Source organism: Streptomyces sp. NPDC005898, from assembly GCF_040629635.1.
Classification (GTDB): domain Bacteria; phylum Actinomycetota; class Actinomycetes; order Streptomycetales; family Streptomycetaceae; genus Streptomyces.
This window is the reverse complement of the sequence record NZ_JBEXWC010000004.1, coordinates 109919-126970: the sequence shown is the minus strand read 5'-3', so window position 1 is coordinate 126970 and position 17052 is coordinate 109919. Positions and strand designations below refer to the sequence as shown.

The following is a 17052-nucleotide window of genomic DNA, read 5'->3' as shown; positions in this document are numbered from 1 at the left end:
ATGCTCGCGCGGTTCCCCGCGCCCCTGACGGGGCACGACCGCGGGCCCCCGGGATCGTGTCCCGGGGGCCCGCAGTACGTACGTCAGAGCTGGAGGGCTCAGGCCTCGGTCTTCTCCTCGGCGGAGGCTTCGGCGTCGGCGGAGGTCTCGGCGGCGGGCGCCTCGTCCTCGTCCTCGTCGCTGAGGTCGATGACCTCACCCTTCGTGTCCTTGACCGTGGCGGCCTCGACGACGACCGCGAGGGCCTTGCCGCGGGCGACCTCGCCGACCAGCATCGGGACCTGGCCGCCCTCGACGACGGCCTGGGCGAACTGGTCGGGGGACATGCCGGAGGACTGCGCGCGCCGCATGAGGTGCTCGGTGAGCTCCTCCTGGTTGACGTTCAGCTTCTCCTTGTTGACCAGCTCGTCGAGGACGAACTGGGTCTTGATGCCCTTCTCGGCCTGCTCCTTGGTCTCGGTGTCGAACTCTTCCTCGGTCTTGCCCTGGATCTCCAGGTACTTCGCGAGGTCGAGGCCCATCTGGCCGAGCTGGTGGTTCACCAGGTTGTGCTTGCGGGTCTGGATCTCGTCCGCGAGGAGCTTCTCGGGGACGGGGACCTCGACCAGCTCGAGGAGCTTCTCCAGGACGCGCTCCTGGGCCTGCGTGGCCTGGTCGTACTGCTTCATGTTCTCGAGGCGCTTGCGGCTGTCGGCCTTCAGCTCGTCGAGGGTGTCGAACTCCGAGGCCAGCTGCGCGAAGTCGTCGTCCAGCTCCGGCAGTTCGCGCTTGGCGACCTGGGTGACCTTGACGGTGACCTCGGACTCCTTGCCGGCGGCCGAGCCGCCCTTCAGCTCGGAGGTGAAGGTGGCCTCGCCACCGGCCTCCAGGCCCTTGACGGCGTCGTCGATGCCTTCGAGCAGCTCGCCGGAGCCGATCGTGTAGGAGACGCCGGACGCGACGCCGTCCTCCAGGACCTCGCCGTCGACCTTGGCCTGCAGGTCGATCGTCACGACGTCGCCGTCCTCGGCGGCACGCTCGACCGGGGACGTGGAGGCGAAGCGCTCGCGCAGCTCCTCGACGGCCTTGTCGACGTCCTCGTCGCTGACCTCGACCGCGTCGACCTCGACCTCGATGCCGGAGTAGTCCGGGATCTCGATGGTCGGGCGGACGTCGACCTCAGCGGTGAAGTTGAGGGTCTCGTTGTCCTTCAGCTCGGTGATGTCCACCTCGGGCTGGCCCAGGACGTTGAGCTCGGCCTCGTTGACCGCCTCGGTGTAGAACTTCGGGAGCGCGTCGTTGACGGCCTCCTCCAGCACGGCGCCGCGGCCGAACCGCTGGTCGATGATGCGGGCCGGGATCTTGCCCTTGCGGAAGCCCTTCACCGTGACCTGCTGGTTGATCTTCTTGTACGCCGCGTCGAGGCTGTCCTTGAGCTCCTCGAAGGGCACCTCAACAGTGAGCCGAACCCGAGTCGGGTTCAGGGTCTCCACGGCGCTCTTCACGGTTCGGTCTCCTTGGTGGGCTGACTGCTGGTTTCTGCCCGGATCAGAGACACACGGGCACACAGCTTGCATAGTAACGGCAAGCGGGAGCCGACCCACAACGCGATCTTGTGGGGAGAGACCTGCTGGTCGGGGTGGCGGGATTTGAACCCACGGCCTTCCGCTCCCAAAGCGGACGCGCTACCAAGCTGCGCCACACCCCGTCGGTGCGACACGTAGGGTACATGCCCGCAGGCCGTGCGGCCCCCGGTCGCGCGGGGGTCGTGGGCTGGGCCCGGAGGGCGTGTGCGGCGCGGGGGGTGTGCGGCGCGGGCCGGGGACCCGCTACGATGCCTGTCGTACCGCGGCCCGAGGGCCCTGGTGCGGCGTGCGGGCGTAGCTCAATGGTAGAGCCCTAGTCTTCCAAACTAGCTACGCGGGTTCGATTCCCGTCGCCCGCTCTGGTGAGACCTCCGGCCCGGCCCGCTGAATCCAGCGGCCGGGCCGGCGGCGTTTCCCGCCGCGCGGCCGATTCAGAAGCCGGCCGATTCAGAAGCTGATGGAGTTGATGGTCTCCGCCAGTTGCTGCATGAACCGCTCTATGGTGGGCGCCATGCCCGTCGAGGCGAGGAAGAAGCCGAAGAGCGCCGCGACGATCGCCGGGCCCGTCTTGATCGACCCCCCGCGGATCATCACTACGAGGATGATCGCCAACAGCAGTACCACTGACAGCGAAATGGCCACACTGATCACACCCTAGGTCGGTCGCTCTCCCGGCCCGGGGGGTACGACCCCGCACGCCCCCGCCACCGACCATGGTGCCACCAACAGGCGTACTCCATGCGGCCCATGACGCATCGTCGGCCCCCACTTCGCGCCCCGGAGTGCGGCGGCGCCCCCGGGGGCGCGTGCCACGGCGCGGTGCCGCACGGGAATTCGCGGACCCGTGCCCATAGGGAATTCACCGTGATGCCCGCGAACACCACACACGATGTTCGCAGGAAATTCGAATTGTTGCGGGCGGCACAGCGCGGGTTCTCGGACCGCCGACCAAACGGACATTCCACCGGAGTCGACTGCGGGAGTTATGCACCATTTAAGGCGCATGAATACGGACGTAGGGGACGTAATCGCGGCCGAATCCCTCTGCCTACCACCGTCATTCCCGGGTATGCGGACCCGATAAGCGGTAATCGCATCGGGGCCCGACCGAGGGATTGACAGGGATCGTGTTGACGAAAGTGACGAGGGTTTTACGAAGACCGCGCGGCGACGCTAGGGTGCGTCAGATGTTCCACGCTGCCACCACCCCCGTAGGCGCAGTGCGGTCCCGGATCGTCTCACCGAGCTCTTGGTGGGAGGGCCTGTGACCAACTCCGTGCAACCGCACGGACGTCACCGTGCGCCGCTCCCCCCGGCCCAGGTGCCGGCGGCCGGACCCCCGCCCCCGCGCTTCCCCCATCCGACCCATCGGGCCGCCACCGCTCCCCCCACCCCGGCCGGCCATCGCGCGGCCGCCCGCTCGGCGAAGCCCGCCAAGCAGCGCGACGCCTTCTTCGACAACGCCAAGTACCTGGCGATCGTCCTCGTGGCGATGGCCCATGCGTGGGAACCCCTGACGGATCACAGCCGCGCCGCCGAGGCGCTGTACATGACCGTCTACACCTTCCACATGCCGGCGTTCATCCTGATCTCCGGCTACTTCTCGCGCAGTTTCGACATGCGGCCCGACCGGCTCAAGCGCCTGGTGACCGGGGTCGCCGTGCCGTACGTCATCTTCGAGGTCGCCTACACCCTCTTCAAGCGCTGGGTGGACGACGATCCGGGCCAGCCCATCAGCCTGCTCGACCCGTGGTACCTCACCTGGTTCCTCGTGGCGCTCTTCGTGTGGCGGCTCACGGTGCCGCTGTGGAAGATCGTGCGCTGGCCCGTGCCGCTCGCGCTGGCCATCGCCATGCTCGCCGTCATCTCGCCCGACATCGGCGACGACCTCGACCTCCAGCGCGTCCTGCAGTTCATGCCGTTCTTCGTGCTCGGCCTCTTCCTGAAGCCCGAGCACTTCCAGCTGGTGCGCCGTCGTGAGGTGCGGGTCCTGTCCGTGCCGGTCTTCGCCGCCGCCGTGCTGCTGGCCTACTGGGCGGCGCCCCGCATGACGTCCGTGTGGTTCTACCGCCGGGACAGCGCCCAGGAGCTGGGTGTGCCGTGGTGGGTCGGCATCGTGATGACGCTGGCGCTGTTCGGCTGCTCGGTGGTGCTGACCGCCTGCTTCTTCGCGTGGGTGCCGCGCCGCAAGATGTGGTTCACGGTCCTCGGCGCGGGCACGCTGTACGGCTATCTGCTGCACGGCTTCCTCGCCAAGGGCTCGCGCTTCTGGGGCTGGTTCGAGGACTACGCGTGGCTGCACAAGCCGCTCGGCGAGGTCTTCGTGACGGCGGTCGCCGCGACGGTGGTGACGCTGCTGTGCACGCCTCCCGTGCAGCGCGTGTTCCGTTTCGCCATGGAGCCCAAGATGGAGTGGGCCTTCAAGCGGGACGCGGCGGAACTGGCGCGGCAGCGCACCCGGTCCATCTAGGGGGACGACTTACGAGGGGCGCGCCCGGCGGCGTATTCGCCGCCGGGCGCGCCCCTCGTCGTGTACGGGTGGGGTCAGGCCGCCGATTTCAGGGCCGCCCGGGCCGGGATCGTGGTGGCGGCCAGGCCGAGGAGCAGGACGGCGCCGACGAAGGAGCCGTAGACCAGCGGCGGGATGTAGGGGGCCTCGCCGGTCAGGCCGTTCATCATCGGGACGAGGGTGGCCAGGGCGATGGCCGAGCCGATGGCGATGCCCGCGACGGCGACGATCAGGGCCTCCCAGCGGATCATCCGCATCACCTGGCGGCGGGTGGAACCGATGAGGCGCAGGGTGCCCAGTTCGCGGCGGCGGTCGAGGACTGTCATGACGAGGGTGTTGACGGCGGCGACGGCCGCGAAACCGCCGAGGACGGCCGCCATGGTGGTGTTGGCCCAGGCGTTCAGCTCGCGGTCCATGGACTGCGCGGTGGTGTAGCCGGCGCGGTCCTTGAGGGTGCCGAGGCCGGCGAGGTCCCGGGCCGTGCCGCCCTTGGCCCACAGTTCGGTGCTGAAGGCCGAGGTGACGTGCCGCCGCACGTCGGCGGCGGGCAGGGTGAGCTGGGAGAGGCCGAGTCCCCTGCCGTACGTCGCGACGATCTTCGGGGACGCCTTGGTGCCGTCGGGCAGGAGCAGGGCGAGGCGGTCGCCGGTGGTGACGTGGGCGGAGCGGGCGAGCGCGGTGTCCACGGCTATCTGGCCCCGGCCGAGGGTGAGGCCGCCGGTCTCGATCTTCAGGTCCTGGACCTTCCGCAGGTCGGCGGCCGTGCCGGTGATGCCCTGGGTGGAGGCCGATTGCAGCCAGCGGTCGCCGCCCGAGCCGACGGGGACGAGTACGGACGTCTTGAGCAGGGTGACGGCGGAGGTGACCCCGTCGGTGTTCCTGGCCTTGGTGAGGGCGCCCGGGGGGAGTCCGCCGTCGGAGGTGACGATGTGGTCGGCGGTGATGGCGGCGCGCTGCTGGTCGGCGGCGACCCGGTCCTCGCTGGTGTGCATGAAGACCAGGACGGAGGAGAAGGCCATGGCGAGCACGATGGGGGTGATCGCGGAGGCCAGCCGGCGGGCGTTCGTACGGGAGTTGGCGGCGGCGAGGAAGCCGGAGGCGTCGGCGCCGCGCAGCGGGAGGCCGAAGAGGGCGGCGCAGCCCCGGGCCACCAGGGGGCCGAGCAGGGCCACGGCCAGCATGAAGAGCATGACGACGCCGAGTGCCGCGTTGGCCGCGTCCTCGCCGGCGGCGCTCGCGGCGATGCCGGAGAGGACCACGCCGCCGACTGCGGCGGCGACGCCGAGCGGCGTGCGTATCCAGCCGACGCGCACGCGCTCCACCGAGGCCTCGCTGAGGGCCTGGCCGGGCTTGATGCGCGAGGGGCGGCGGGCGGCCAGGTAGCCGGCGCCGAGGGCGGTCAGTACGGCGACGCCGACGGCGGCGGTGAGCGGCAGGTAGGAGACGGACAGGTCGACGGCGCGCGGGATGGCGCCCTTGTCCTTCAGTTGCCCGAACCACCAGGTGGCGAGGGCGATGCCGGGCAGCAGGCCGGCGGCGCCGGCGAGCGGGGCGACGAGCAGGGTCTCGGTGGCGATGGTGCGGCGGATCTGGCGGGGGGTGGTGCCGATGGCGCGCAGCAGCGCGTATTCGCGGGCGCGTTGGCCGACGGAGAGGGCGACGGTCCCGGCGGCGGTGAACACGGCGGTCAGGGCGGCGATGCCGCCGAAGGAGCCGCCGAGGGCGACGAGCATCTCCTTGGCGTAGCCGAGGAGGGAGTCCTCGGTGGCCCCTCGGTCGTCGCCGGTGTGGACCTCGGCCTTGGAGCCGAGGGCGTGGGCCACCCGGGACCCCAGGGTGGTGGCGGAGACGCCGGGCTCGGGCAGGACGGCGATGGCGTCGATGCGGCCGGGGTGGCCGGACAGGCGGATGGCGTCGGAGTCGGTGAACCAGGCGGTGGGGGTCTCCTGCCCGCCGCTTGTGACGGTGCCCGAGACGCGGAAGGCGCGCGGGCCGTCCGAGGTGGTGAGCGTGACGTGGTCGCCGACGGCGGCGCCGGGGGCGGCGAGGGCCACCTCTCCGGTGCGGGGGGCGCGGCCCGCGCTCAGCTTTTCGCCGGTGAAGGCGGTGGAGCCCCAGCCGTGGGCGGTGACGTCCTTGTCGCCGGACCGGACGGGGAAGGTGACGTCGGCGACGGCGGCTCGGGCGCCGGGCACGGCCCCCGCCTTGGTGACCAGGGAGGCGTCGAGGCGGGCCCGGTCGGGCAGCGGGGTGGCGGTCTCGGAGCGGGAGTCGCCGCTGCCGGTGACGAAGTGGGCCTCCTGGTCGGCGGCGGCCACGACCGGCGCGTTCGCGTACCGCACCGGGGGTACGGAGGCGCGCAGGCCGGTCTCCAGGAGGATGCCGCAGGCGGCCACGATGAGCGAGGCCATCATCAGGGCGACGAAGGTGCCCGCGAAGGCGGCGGGTTTGAAGCGGACGGCGGCGCGGGCGAGGCCGTTGGGGACGAAGGCCATTACGCGGCCACCCCCGCGTAGGCCGGTGCGGTCAGGGCGGTCATGCGGGCGGCGATCTGCTGGGCCGAGGCGCGCTCCAGGCGGTCGACGATGGCGCCGTCGGCGAGGAAGAGGACGCGGTCGGCGTAGGCCGCCGCGGCGGGGTCGTGGGTGACCATCACGACGGTGGCGCCCATGGCGTCGACCGCCGAGCGCAGCAGGCCGAGGATCTCGGTGGCGGTGGTGGTGTCGAGGGCGCCGGTCGGCTCGTCCGCGAAGATCACGTCCGGTTCGGTGATCAGGGCGCGGGCGATGGCGACGCGCTGCTGCTGGCCTCCGGAGAGCTGCCCGGGGCGGCGGCGCCCCTTGTCGCCGAGGCCGACGCGGGCCAGCATCGCGGCGGCTGCGCGCCGGTCGGGGCGGTGGCCCGCGAGGCGCATGGGCAGGACCACGTTCTGCTCGACGGTCAGGGACGGCAGCAGGTTGAACGCCTGGAAGACGAAGCCGAGTCGGGTGCGGCGCAGGGCCGTCAGTTTGTTCTCACTCATGCCGGTGATCTCGGTGCCACCGAGGTGCACGGTGCCCGAGCTGGGCCGGTCCAGGCCCGCCGCGCACTGGAGGAACGTCGACTTGCCGGACCCGGAGGGCCCCATCACGGCGGTGAAGCTGCCGCGCGGCAGGGCGAGGTCGATGCCGGCGAGCGCGTGCACGGCGCCCGCGCCGCGCCCGTACTGACGGCGGACCCCGCGCAGTTCGACGGCCCAGTCGCCGGGCCGGGTGCCCGGCACCGGAGGCGTCACGACGGCTCCCGCGCGCTCTTCGGTCCGATGCTTCCGTCGCAGCCCCATGGCTGTGCCGCCTTCCGTTCGTCCGCCGCCGAGCCGTCTCGGAGACATCCCTGATCGATGTCTCGAACCTACGGATCAAGCAGTGGCCGCCACCATGAGGACGGCTGGCGAACCGAGGGTGGGGTTAACCCCCGTGACCTCCTTCAGCTTCCGCCGCCCAGTGCCGCCTCAACGCTTCCGCCGCCCAGTGCCGCCTCGACGCTTCTGCCGCCCAGTGCCGCCCGCAGCCGTTCCACATGGCCCCGGACCCGTTCGGCGGGGAGCGCCGCGCCCGTGCGGCAGCCGCCGCACAGGCCGCCCGGCAGCGCGGCGGCGGACTCCCCCGGTTCGCCGCACGCGGTGCACTCCACGATGTACCGGGGTGCCGGTGTCGGCGGGGGCGGCGGGAGTTTGGCCAGCAGGCGGGCGCGTACGAAGCCGTAGGGGTGGGCCACCTCGGGCGGCAGACCGGCGGCGAGCGCCCGCAGGAGCTGCGCCTCGGTGGCCTCCCGCGCGAACCACTCGGCGGCCAGCGGCGCGAGGGCCTCGCAGTCGGTGGCGGACAGCATCAGGCGCGGGTCGGTCCGGCCGAGCCGGGCCAGCAGGTCGTACGCCTGTCCGGTCGGCGCCTCTGCCACGGGTGCCGGGTCCGCGTCCCGCGCCGGGTCCCCGGCGAAGAAGGCCGCCCACCAGGCGTCGTCCCGTGGCGTGCGGGAGAAGAAGGTGTGCCAGACCCAGCGCGGGCCGCCGTCCGCGCCGGTGACGGGCCGTCGTACGCGCCGCAGGTGCCCCGCGCCGGACAGCACCCGCAGGACGGTCGAGAGCGCGCACTGGCCGTACGGCAGGTGCTTGGCGAGGGTCTTGATGGACATGTCGGCGCCCTCGGGAAGCCGGTCCAGGTACCCGGCGACGGCGGCCTCACGCTTGGGCAGATGTGCGAAGTCCCGCCGGGAGCGGGGCGCTTGCCCCGGGGCGGACTTCTTCCCGTAGCCGGGGTTGGCCAAGGGATGCGCGCTGGGGCGCAGGGCAGGACTAAGCTGGTCCACAGCCATCCGATCGGTCTCGCGATCTTGTGGTCAGACCCTCGCGTGGTGCTAGGAACACCGCACGGGGGTCGCTTTATGCGACTTGTGCGGCGCACGCTACACGGCGGCAGCCCTGCGTGGCGACTCGGTCACGAAAGGTCATCTGCGGCCTGCGGTGCGCCCCAGGGAGGGTGGGCGGGTGAGACCGCCCACCCATTCCTTGCAAAAGTGGCTCGAATCCCGTGCCCCGAAGCTCAAGCGTCAACGAGCCGGGCCTTGACAGCAGTTGGGGCATTCGCCTGACCGGATAGCTACGGTGTGCTTACGCTTGAACACGATTCGAAATCGACCCTCCGTGACGCTGGAGGCAGGCGTGACACAACCCCGCGCGCTCGACGCGAGCGCCTCACCACTCGACTATTACGGCGCCGAATTGCGCCGCCTGAGGAAAACGGCCGGACTGAGCCAGGCGCAGTTGGGCGACTGCATCTTCTGCACGGGGTCCCTGGTGGGCCAGATCGAGACGACGAAGAGGGTGCCCACGCGGGAGTTCTCCGAACGGGTGGACGCGGCGCTGGGGACGGACGGCCAGCTGTCGCGTCTGGTCGGCCTTGTGCTGCGCAGCCAGCTGCCGAGCTGGTTCCAGGCGTTCGCTGAAATGGAGGCGCGGGCCGCGTACATCTCTACGTATCAAGCACAGTTGGTGTACGGGCTTCTCCAGACGGAGGCCTACGCGCGGTCCGTGCTGGGTGTCACGACGGACGACAACCTCGCTGCGCGGGTTGAGGCCCGCATGGACCGGCAGCGCGTCTTGGCGAAGGAGAACCCGCCACTGCTGTGGGTGGTGCTGAGCGAGGCAGTACTGCATCAGGAGATCGGGGGCCACGAGGTCATGCGAGAGCAGCTCGCCCACCTCCTGCGGTTCCGCGACAAGCAGTGGGTGAACCTCCAGGTCCTTCCCTTCACGGCAGGTCAACACGCGGGCCTGCCTGGCACGTTCACCACGCTCCGCTTTGATGTCGACCCTGACCTCATCTACACCGAGGACTTCGTTCAGGGGCACATGACGGCCCATCCCGAGAAGGTCAAGGAAAGCTCTCTTCGCTACGCTCGCTTGCAGGCATCCGCCCTGTCCGTGGAGGACTCGGCGGAACTGATCGCGCGCGTAATGGAGGAACGGTATGGGGACCAACCAGCGGCTGACGGGCGCGACATGGCGTAAGTCGAGCTACAGCAGCGACACGGGTGGCGAGTGCATCGAGTGCGCGCCGCTCGGCGCTGTGGCTTGGCGCAAGTCGTCGTACAGCGGTGACACCGGCGGTGACTGCGTCGAGTGCGCCCCGCTCGGTGGTGCCGCCTGGCACAAGTCGTCGTACAGCGGGGACACCGGGGGCCAGTGCGTCGAGGTCGCCGACCTCAGCGCGCACGTCGCCATACGCGACTCCAAGAACCCGGAGGGCCCCGCCTTCACCGTCGCGCCCGGCGCCTTCGCCGCGTTCGTCTCGGCGGCGGCCAAGGGCGTTATGTGACCCAGGAGACGGTCGCGGCGGGCCGCTGGTATCCCGACGGGACAGCCGGTCTCGTCATCTTCCTCGTCGCCATGGCGACCCTGGTCGCCATGGTGTTCTACGGGCGATGGAAGAGGAAGCGCGGCGGTCAGTGAGGTGACGCGCGCCCTGGCCGGGCCTGCCCCACTAGCTCGGTTCGTGCAACGGACGCTCGCGGGGCGGCCTGCGGTCCAGGTCCGCCGCCGCCCACGACGTGGCCTCAGGGGCGGGTGCCGGGCGAGTTTGACCGCCGAGACGAGCAGGATCACGGCCAGCGCGGGGATCAGGACCAGGTCCGGGAAGACGCCGAGGAGGAGTCCGCCCGCCACCGCGCCGACGCCGGAACCCAGGGCCATGACCGCGGTGAAGCGCAGATTGGCGCCCAGGACGGCGAAGCTGCCGTCGCGGCTGTAGCGGGCGAAGGCCACCAGCATGGTCGGCGGGGAGACGAGCAGGGACAGGCTGCCGGCGGCCTTGATGTCCTCGCCGAACAGCAGCACGACCGTCGGGATCAGCAGCTCACCGCCGGCGACGCCCATGATCGCCGCGACCACGCCGATACCGAGCCCGGCCGCCACGCCGGAAGGGATCTGGGCCCAGAGCGGCAGCGCGAGCGCGTCCGGCGTGGTGGTGTGCGTGAGCACCCAGGAGGCTCCCGGCCAGCAGGTTGACCGCGACGGGCCAGCGGGCGACGACCCCGGCGGCCGGGACGGCGCTCCGCCCGGCGCGGGGGGGCGTACGGGGTGCCGTACCGCCCGCTCACGCCTCCCGGCAGATCAGCAGCAGCGCCCTGTCGTCGTTCACGTCCTTCGCGACCGCCTCGATGAGGTGCCAGGCCGCGCCGTGGAAGCCGCCGGCCACATAGCGGTCGGCCTCGCCCGTGAGGCGGTCGATGCCCTCGGCGATGTCCCGGTCGGAGGTCTCCACCAGGCCGTCGGTGAAGAGCATCAGGACGTCGCCGGGGCGCAGCGTGCCCTTCACCGGGTCGAACTGCGCGCCGTCGTAGACGCCGAGGAGCGGGCCCTGGCCCGTCTTCTCCTCCCAGCGGCCGCTGCCCGCGCTGAGCTGGAGGCCCGGCGGGTGGCCCGCCGAGAAGAGTTCGTAGTCGCCGGTCTCCAGGTCCAGGACCAGATGGATGGAGGTCGCGAAGCCCTCCTCCCAGTCCTGGCGGAGCAGGTAGCCGTTGGCGGCGGGCAGGAAGGAGTGCGGGGGCAGCGAGCCGAGGAGGCCGCCGAACGCGCCGGACAGGAGCAGCGCCCGCGAACCGGCGTCCATGCCCTTGCCGGACACGTCGGTTAGGACGACCTCCAGGGTGCGGCCGCCGTTCGTCCGGGCCGCGACGACGAAGTCACCCGAGAACGACTGCCCGCCCGCCGGGCGCAGCGCCATCTCGCGGTGCCAGCCGCGCGGCAGCTTCGGCAGCTTGCTCTGCACCCGGATGCGCTCGCGCAGGTCGAACAGCATCGTGCCGCCGCCGCGCCAGGGCACGCCGACCCGGCTGCGGAACTGGGCGACGACCAGGCCGAAGAAACCGCAGGCGGCGACCACCAGCACCACGCCCGGCGTGACGCGCGAGGGCCCTTCGGCATACGGGCCGAGCCGGACGGTCTCCACGATCAGCGCCACGGCGGTGGCCGCGTACAGGCCGAGGAGGCTGGCGGGACGCAGCAGCAGTCCGCCCGCCACGATGGGCAGCACCAGGGCGGCGGGCGCGCACCAGACGTTGTTCACCATCGTGCCGAAGGCGATCAGCGGGACGGTGACGAGCAGCCCGGCCAGGGCCACCCAGTCCGAGCCGTCGCCCCGGAAGTAGTCGACCCCGGATTTGCGCAGCACTATGCGGACCCGGTGCAGCCGCTTGTTCATCCGGGCCGTGAATGTCTCGGCCTGCGCCCGCCGTTCGCCGCGCTCGCCTCGTGCTCCTCGTACCGCCATTGCTCGTGGACCCTATCCAGCGGGCCGCACCCTTCGCACGGGAGGTCCCGCTTGTCCCTCGTCAGAGGCACGCGCGGATGGGCCGTGACGGCTTGTTCCAGCCGTGGGAAATGCCCTCGCATCAGGTGGTATCGCCCTGGTAGGCATGCGGTATGACGACAGACTCATGCGGTATGCCGACAGACTTGCGGGTCCTCGCCGAAGCCGAATGGGACGACTGGTTCGCAACGTTCGCCCTCGCCTTCGGCGGGACGCCCACGCCGGCGGGGAAAGAGGAGCTGTGGCGCGACCTCGTGGAGGTCGACCGGATGCTGGGCGCCTGGGACGGCGACACCTGCGTGGGCACGGCGGGGTCCTTCTCCTTCCGGCTCTCCGTGCCGGGCGGCGCCCTCGTGGACGCGGCGGGCGTCACGACGGTGAGCGTCGCGGCGACGCACCGCAGGCGCGGCATCCTGACGGCGATGATGCGCAGGCAGCTGGACGACGTGCGCGCGCTCGGCGAGCCGCTGGCCGTGCTGACCGCCTCCGAGCCGGTCATCTACGGCCGGTTCGGGTACGCCCCGGGCACCCTGCAGCTGAAGGCGGACATCGACACGACGCGGGTACAGCTGTCCGTCCCGCCCGGCACGGACGACGTACGGCTGCGGTACGCGCGGCCCGCCGACGTCCTCGACGCGTGCGAGGAGCTGTACGCGCGCCGGGTCGTCGCCCGTCCGGGGATGCCGGCCCGGCAGCCCGGCTGGGAGCGGCTCGGACTGTTCGACCCGGAGAGCGAGCGGGACGGCGCGTCGCCGGTGCAGTGCGTGGTCGCCGAACGCGCGGGCGAACTGGTCGGCTATGTGCGGTTCGCCGTCAAGCCCGAGTTCGACTGGAAGGGCCCCAAGGGCGTGGTGCGGGTGCGGGACCTGGAGGCGGAGGACCCGGCGGCGTACGCGGCGCTGTGGCGGTTCGTCTTCACCATCGACCTGACGACGTCGGTCCTCGCGTACAGCCGTCCGGTGGACGATCCGCTGCTCCAGCTCGCCTCGGACATCCGGCGCTGCGACCTCGCGGTGCGGGACTCGCTCCACGTACGGCTCGTGGAGGTGGGGGCGGCGCTGGCGGCGCGCACGTACCGTACGCCGCTGGACGTCGTCCTGGAGGTCGAGGACGCCTTCTGCCCCTGGAACGCGGGCCGTTGGCGGCTCACCGGTGACGCGAAGGGCGCCTCCTGCGAACGGACCCGGGACCCGGCCGACCTCGCCCTGTCCGTACGGGAACTGGCCGCCGCCTACCTCGGCGGGACCTCCCTGACGTCACTGGCGGGCACGGGGCGGGTGCGGGAGCTGCGGCCGGGGGCGCTGGCGGAGGCGTCGGTGGCCTTCGGGTCGGACGTGGCGCCTTGGCTGCCGCACGGCTTCTAGGGCGGGTTCCGGGGCGGGCTCCAGGGCGGTGCGTGTCCTTGTGCGGGGCCTTGCGCGGGCCGGGGCCTCAGGCCGACAGGGGCAGTGGGGACTTCGGCTTGCGGGTGGCCAGGTAGAGGGCGACCAGCCAGGCGACCGCCGAGTGGCCGACGGCGACGTTGAGGACGAGGACCACCCAGCGGAGTTCCGCTCCCCGGTTGAAGGCGATGAGGGACGGCAGGATGTAGAGCACGACGGTGAGCACCGCCAGGACGAGGCCGCCGAGCAAGCCGAGATCGAAGCCGAGATGGAAACTGGGCATGTTGAACTCGAACATGAAGAGAACCCCCGTGGAGCTGGTCACGCGACCGCTGGTCAGGCGGTCGAACTGGTGAGCCGATCTTAGTCGCGCTACCGGCCGGCGTCGGGGCGTTGGCAGGTGGGGCACCAGAAGAGGTTGCGCGCGGCGAGGCCGGCGGTGCGGATCTCGCCGCCGCAGAGGTGACAGGGCTGGTTCGCCCTGCGGTAGACGTACACCTCGCCGCCGTGGTCGTCCACGCGCGGCGGACGGCCCATCGCCTCCGGCGTGTGCTCGGGGCGGACGGTGTCGATGCGGTTGAGGCGTACGCCCTCGCGCATCAGCTCCACGAGATCCGCCCAGATCGCCTGCCATCGGGCCTCGGTGAGGTCCTTGCCCGGGGTGTACGGGTCGATGCCGTGCCGGAAGAGGACCTCGGCGCGGTAGACGTTGCCGACGCCCGAGACGACCTTCTGGTCCATGAGCAGCGCGGCGACGGTGGTGCGGCTGCGGGAGATCCGGCGGTACGCCTTGTCGGGGTCGTCGCCGTCCCGGAGCGGGTCCGGGCCGAGGCGCTCGTGTATCGCCCGCTTCTCGTCGTCCGTGATGAGCGCGCAGGTCGTCGGGCCGCGCAGGTCGGAGTAGTACGTGTCGTTCCGCAGGCGGAGGCGGACGGTGTCCGTGGGGGGCGGGGCGGGGTGCTCGCCGAGGGCGTACTTGCCGAAGAGGCCGAGGTGGATGTGGACCCAGTCGGCTTCGCCGAACCCCAGGAAGAGGTGCTTGCCGTGGGCCTCGGCGGTTTTCATCGTCCGGCCGTCGATCAGGGCGGCGCCGTCGGAGAACTTGCCTTGGGGGCTGGTCGCCTTTACGGGGGTGCCCTGGAAGCGGGCGCGGTGGTCTGCCGCGAGGCGGTGAATGGTGTGGCCCTCCGGCATGGTCCCTCCGGGGGTTGTGCGGTCACGAAAATCGCCTTGAGGGCTCGTCCTCAAACGCCGGACGGGCTGAAAACCGGCGGCGTCGTCCGGCGAAGGATCGCCCTAAAGGCTCGTCCTCAAACGCCGGACGGGCTGAAAACCGGCCGCGTCGTCCGGCGAAGAATCGCCTTGAGGGCTCGTCCTCAAACGCCGGACGGGCTGAAAACCGGCCGCGTCGTCCGGCGAAGAATCGCCTTGAGGGCTCGTCCTCAAACGCCGGACGGGCTGGGGTGGCAGCACCGCCCGGCGGAGGGGGGCCGTTACTGCTGGGGGTGCCCGGCCGGGATGGGCGGAAGGTCGCCCGTTTCCTCGTAGGCGGAGAGCATGTCGATGCGGCGGGTGTGACGCTCCTCACCCGAGTACGGCGTGCTCAGGAAGATCTCGACGAACTTCGTCGCCTCCTCCTGGGAGTGCATCCGACCGCCGATCGAGATGACGTTGGCGTCGTTGTGCTCACGGCCGAGCGCCGCGGTCTGCTCGCTCCAGGCCAGCGCCGCGCGGACGCCCTTGACCTTGTTCGCGGCGATCTGCTCGCCGTTGCCGGAGCCGCCGATGACGATGCCGAGCGCCTCGGGGTCCGCGGCGGTCCGCTCCGCGGCACGCAGGCAGAACGGCGGGTAGTCGTCCTGGGCGTCATAGATGTGGGGCCCGCAGTCGACGGGCTCGTGGCCGTGGCCCTTGAGCCATTCGACCAGGTGGTTCTTGAGTTCATAGCCGGCATGATCCGAGCCGAGGTACACGCGCATGCGTCCGAGTGTGGCACGTCGGGCACCGGGTAGCCGCGATCGGGGCCGGGCCTTCGGGACCAAGGTCCCGACCGGGCCCCGGTCAGTCCGGGGCGGGCTGGGGCACACCCCAGGTCAGGTCCAGGCCAAGTGGCCGGAATGCAACGATCCGGATTCAGGACTTCCGTCCCGATCGCTCCTGAGTTTGAATGCGGGGGCTCGTGACCCGAGAACTTAAGGATTCGTCCATGACCTCGCAACCCTCCCTTGCGAAGGCAGACAGCAACCCCCCATCCCCTGGGGATCCGCGGTCTGGCGACACTGGTGACACCGGCGACGGCCTGAAAGCGGGTCTCAAGAACCGCCACCTCTCCATGATCGCGATCGGCGGCGTCATCGGCGCCGGCCTCTTCGTGGGATCCGGCTCCGGCATCGCCGCCGCCGGCCCCGCCATCCTCGTCTCGTACGCCCTCGTCGGCGCCATGGTCGTCCTCGTCATGCGGATGCTGGGCGAGATGGCCGCCGCACGGCCGACGTCCGGCTCCTTCTCCACCTACGCCGACCAGGCGCTCGGCCGCTGGGCCGGCTTCTCCATCGGCTGGCTGTACTGGTTCTTCTGGGTCGTCGTCCTCGCGGTGGAGGCCACCGCCGGGGCCGTGATCCTCAACGGCTGGGTACCCGCCGTCCCGCAGTGGGGCTGGGCGCTCATCGTGATGCTGGTGCTCACCGCGACCAACCTCGTCTCGGTCGGCTCGTACGGCGAGTTCGAGTTCTGGTTCGCCGGCATCAAGGTCGTCGCGATCGGCGCGTTCGTCGTCATCGGCCTGCTCGCCGTCTTCGGCGTGCTGCCCGGCTCCGACAACCCAGGCGCCGGATTCGCGCACCTCACCGACGCGGGCGGCTTCATGCCCAAGGGCGCGGGCGCCATCCTCACCGGCGTACTGATGGTCGTCTTCTCCTTCATGGGCAGCGAGATCGTCACGCTGGCCGCCGGTGAGTCCGAGGACCCGCAGCGCGCGGTCACCAAGGCGACCAACAGCGTGATCTGGCGCATCGGCGTCTTCTACCTCGGCTCGATCTTCATCGTGATCACGCTCCTGCCGTGGAACGACAAGTCGATCACCGAGGACGGCAGCTACGTCGCCGCGCTCAACTCGATCGGCATCCCGCACGCCGGTCAGGTCATGAACGTCATCGTGCTCACCGCCGTGCTCTCCTGCCTCAACTCCGGGCTCTACACCGCCTCCCGCATGGCGTTCTCGCTCGGGCAGCGCGGCGACGCGCCCAAGGCCTTCGCGCGCACCAACAAGCGGGGCGTGCCGCAGGCCGCGATCCTCGGCTCCGTCGTCTTCGGCTTCCTCGCCGTCTGGTTCAACTACCAGTGGAAGGACACCGTCTTCGACTTCCTGCTGAACTCCTCGGGCGCCGTGGCCCTGTTCGTGTGGCTGATGATCTGCTTCACGCAGCTGCGGATGCGCGGGATCATCCTGCGCGAGGAGCCGGAGAAGCTCGTCGTGAAGATGTGGCTCTTCCCGTACCTGACGTGGGTGACGATCGCGATGATCTCGTTCGTCCTCATCTACATGCTGACCGACGAGGCCGGGCGCAAGCAGGTGCTGCTGTCGCTCCTCGCGGCCGCGTTCGTGGTCGTGTTCTCGGTGGTGCGGGAGAAGATCCGGCCCCGTGAAGAGGCCGAGCAGGTCTGAGCGGTTCCCCTAGGGGTCCCGTCAGGGGTGCCATTGAGGTCCCGCGTTAAGTTGACGGAGGTTGTCAGCTTTTCGCGGGATCCTC

The 17052-nt window shown here is 70.9% G+C and carries 14 protein-coding genes, 2 tRNA genes and 1 pseudogene; 6 read left to right on the top strand and 11 right to left on the bottom strand.

Annotated features, from left to right (window positions below; all coding sequences use genetic code 11):
• Positions 1 to 98: 98 nt before the first annotated feature.
• Positions 99 to 1484 (bottom strand): trigger factor, encoded by a 1386-nt coding sequence (gene tig, locus ABZ385_RS07885; protein WP_358910406.1) that lies wholly within the window; start codon positions 1482 to 1484, stop codon positions 99 to 101.
• A gap of 126 nt (positions 1485 to 1610) precedes the next feature.
• Positions 1611 to 1687, bottom strand: a tRNA-Pro gene (locus ABZ385_RS07880).
• Between the two features lie 166 nt (positions 1688 to 1853).
• Between ABZ385_RS07880 and ABZ385_RS07875 the strand changes: the two genes are divergently transcribed.
• Positions 1854 to 1924 (top strand) — tRNA-Gly (locus ABZ385_RS07875).
• 88 nt (positions 1925 to 2012) lie between these two features.
• Here ABZ385_RS07875 and ABZ385_RS07870 read toward each other — a convergent pair.
• Positions 2013 to 2207 (bottom strand): hypothetical protein, encoded by a 195-nt coding sequence (locus tag ABZ385_RS07870; protein WP_358582176.1) that lies wholly within the window; start codon positions 2205 to 2207, stop codon positions 2013 to 2015.
• Positions 2208 to 2829: 622 nt separating this feature from the next.
• On the opposite strand from ABZ385_RS07870, the gene ABZ385_RS07865 reads away from it, so the two are divergent.
• Positions 2830 to 4035, top strand: coding sequence for an acyltransferase family protein (locus ABZ385_RS07865; RefSeq protein ID WP_358910405.1), 1206 nt, complete (start codon positions 2830 to 2832; stop codon positions 4033 to 4035).
• A gap of 74 nt (positions 4036 to 4109) precedes the next feature.
• Here ABZ385_RS07865 and ABZ385_RS07860 read toward each other — a convergent pair whose 3' ends face one another.
• The 3 genes from ABZ385_RS07860 to ABZ385_RS07850 all read right to left on the bottom strand — a co-directional run bounded on the left by ABZ385_RS07860 (position 4110) and on the right by ABZ385_RS07850 (position 8427).
• Positions 4110 to 6569, bottom strand: a complete 2460-nt coding sequence (locus ABZ385_RS07860) for an FtsX-like permease family protein (RefSeq protein ID WP_358910403.1) — start codon at positions 6567 to 6569, stop codon at positions 4110 to 4112.
• On the bottom strand, positions 6569 to 7396 hold the full coding sequence (locus tag ABZ385_RS07855) for an ABC transporter ATP-binding protein (protein ID WP_358910401.1): 828 nt from the start codon (positions 7394 to 7396) through the stop codon (positions 6569 to 6571). The genes ABZ385_RS07860 and ABZ385_RS07855 overlap by 1 nt, the downstream gene beginning before the upstream one ends.
• A gap of 143 nt (positions 7397 to 7539) precedes the next feature.
• Positions 7540 to 8427 carry a hypothetical protein gene (locus ABZ385_RS07850; protein ID WP_358910399.1) on the bottom strand — a complete coding sequence of 296 codons (888 nt, stop codon included), beginning with the start codon at positions 8425 to 8427 and terminating at the stop codon, positions 7540 to 7542.
• Positions 8428 to 8773: 346 nt separating this feature from the next.
• Between ABZ385_RS07850 and ABZ385_RS07845 the strand changes: the two genes are divergently transcribed.
• Both ABZ385_RS07845 and ABZ385_RS07840 read left to right on the top strand, forming a co-directional pair.
• Entirely contained in the window at positions 8774 to 9622 is an 849-nt protein-coding gene (locus ABZ385_RS07845) for a helix-turn-helix transcriptional regulator (RefSeq protein ID WP_358582226.1), read from the top strand.
• The gene (locus tag ABZ385_RS07840) at positions 9582 to 9929 is read left to right on the top strand and encodes a DUF397 domain-containing protein (protein WP_358582224.1); all 348 of its coding nucleotides are present in this window, start codon (positions 9582 to 9584) and stop codon (positions 9927 to 9929) included. Before ABZ385_RS07845 ends, ABZ385_RS07840 begins: the two co-directional genes overlap by 41 nt.
• Positions 9930 to 10201: 272 nt before the next feature.
• Here ABZ385_RS07840 and ABZ385_RS07835 read toward each other — a convergent pair.
• Together ABZ385_RS07835 and ABZ385_RS07830 are read right to left on the bottom strand one after the other, a co-directional pair.
• A pseudogene (locus ABZ385_RS07835) lies at positions 10202 to 10486 on the bottom strand (sulfite exporter TauE/SafE family protein); the annotation flags it as partial.
• Positions 10487 to 10706: 220 nt separating this feature from the next.
• Positions 10707 to 11882 (bottom strand): PP2C family protein-serine/threonine phosphatase, encoded by a 1176-nt coding sequence (locus tag ABZ385_RS07830; protein ID WP_358582164.1) that lies wholly within the window; start codon positions 11880 to 11882, stop codon positions 10707 to 10709.
• 173 nt (positions 11883 to 12055) lie between these two features.
• Between ABZ385_RS07830 and ABZ385_RS07825 the strand changes: the two genes are divergently transcribed.
• Positions 12056 to 13285, top strand: coding sequence for a GNAT family N-acetyltransferase (locus ABZ385_RS07825; protein WP_358910397.1), 1230 nt, complete (start codon positions 12056 to 12058; stop codon positions 13283 to 13285).
• A gap of 67 nt (positions 13286 to 13352) precedes the next feature.
• On the opposite strand, the gene ABZ385_RS07820 is transcribed toward ABZ385_RS07825, so the two are convergent.
• The 3 genes from ABZ385_RS07820 to ABZ385_RS07810 form a co-directional block, all read right to left on the bottom strand.
• Complete coding sequence (locus tag ABZ385_RS07820) at positions 13353 to 13628, bottom strand: superinfection immunity protein (protein WP_358697838.1); 276 nt, start codon at positions 13626 to 13628, stop codon at positions 13353 to 13355.
• A gap of 47 nt (positions 13629 to 13675) precedes the next feature.
• Complete coding sequence (locus tag ABZ385_RS07815; RefSeq protein WP_358910396.1) at positions 13676 to 14497, bottom strand: DNA-formamidopyrimidine glycosylase family protein; 822 nt, start codon at positions 14495 to 14497, stop codon at positions 13676 to 13678.
• A gap of 299 nt (positions 14498 to 14796) precedes the next feature.
• The gene (locus ABZ385_RS07810; protein WP_358582154.1) at positions 14797 to 15282 is read right to left on the bottom strand and encodes a ribose-5-phosphate isomerase; all 486 of its coding nucleotides are present in this window, start codon (positions 15280 to 15282) and stop codon (positions 14797 to 14799) included.
• Between the two features lie 227 nt (positions 15283 to 15509).
• On the opposite strand from ABZ385_RS07810, the gene ABZ385_RS07805 reads away from it, so the two are divergent.
• Positions 15510 to 16967: an amino acid permease gene (locus ABZ385_RS07805; protein ID WP_358582152.1), complete on the top strand. Its 1458-nt coding sequence runs from the start codon at positions 15510 to 15512 to the stop codon at positions 16965 to 16967.
• Positions 16968 to 17052: the final 85 nt, after the last annotated feature.

Excerpts from the sequence above, each read along its gene's own strand:
- ABZ385_RS07860 (WP_358910403.1), bottom strand. The coding sequence starts at position 6,569 with ATGGCCTTCGTCCCCAACGGCCTCGCCCGCGCCGCCGTCCGCTTCAAA.
- ABZ385_RS07850 (WP_358910399.1), bottom strand. The coding sequence starts at position 8,427 with ATGGCTGTGGACCAGCTTAGTCCTGCCCTGCGCCCCAGCGCGCATCCC.
- ABZ385_RS07815 (WP_358910396.1), bottom strand. The coding sequence starts at position 14,497 with ATGCCGGAGGGCCACACCATTCACCGCCTCGCGGCAGACCACCGCGCC.
- ABZ385_RS07810 (WP_358582154.1), bottom strand. The coding sequence starts at position 15,282 with ATGCGCGTGTACCTCGGCTCGGATCATGCCGGCTATGAACTCAAGAAC.
- ABZ385_RS07825 (WP_358910397.1), top strand. The coding sequence starts at position 12,056 with ATGCCGACAGACTTGCGGGTCCTCGCCGAAGCCGAATGGGACGACTGG.
- ABZ385_RS07840 (WP_358582224.1), top strand. The coding sequence starts at position 9,582 with ATGGGGACCAACCAGCGGCTGACGGGCGCGACATGGCGTAAGTCGAGC.
- ABZ385_RS07855 (WP_358910401.1), bottom strand. The coding sequence starts at position 7,396 with ATGGGGCTGCGACGGAAGCATCGGACCGAAGAGCGCGCGGGAGCCGTC.
- ABZ385_RS07805 (WP_358582152.1), top strand. The coding sequence starts at position 15,510 with ATGACCTCGCAACCCTCCCTTGCGAAGGCAGACAGCAACCCCCCATCC.
- ABZ385_RS07830 (WP_358582164.1), bottom strand. The coding sequence starts at position 11,882 with ATGGCGGTACGAGGAGCACGAGGCGAGCGCGGCGAACGGCGGGCGCAG.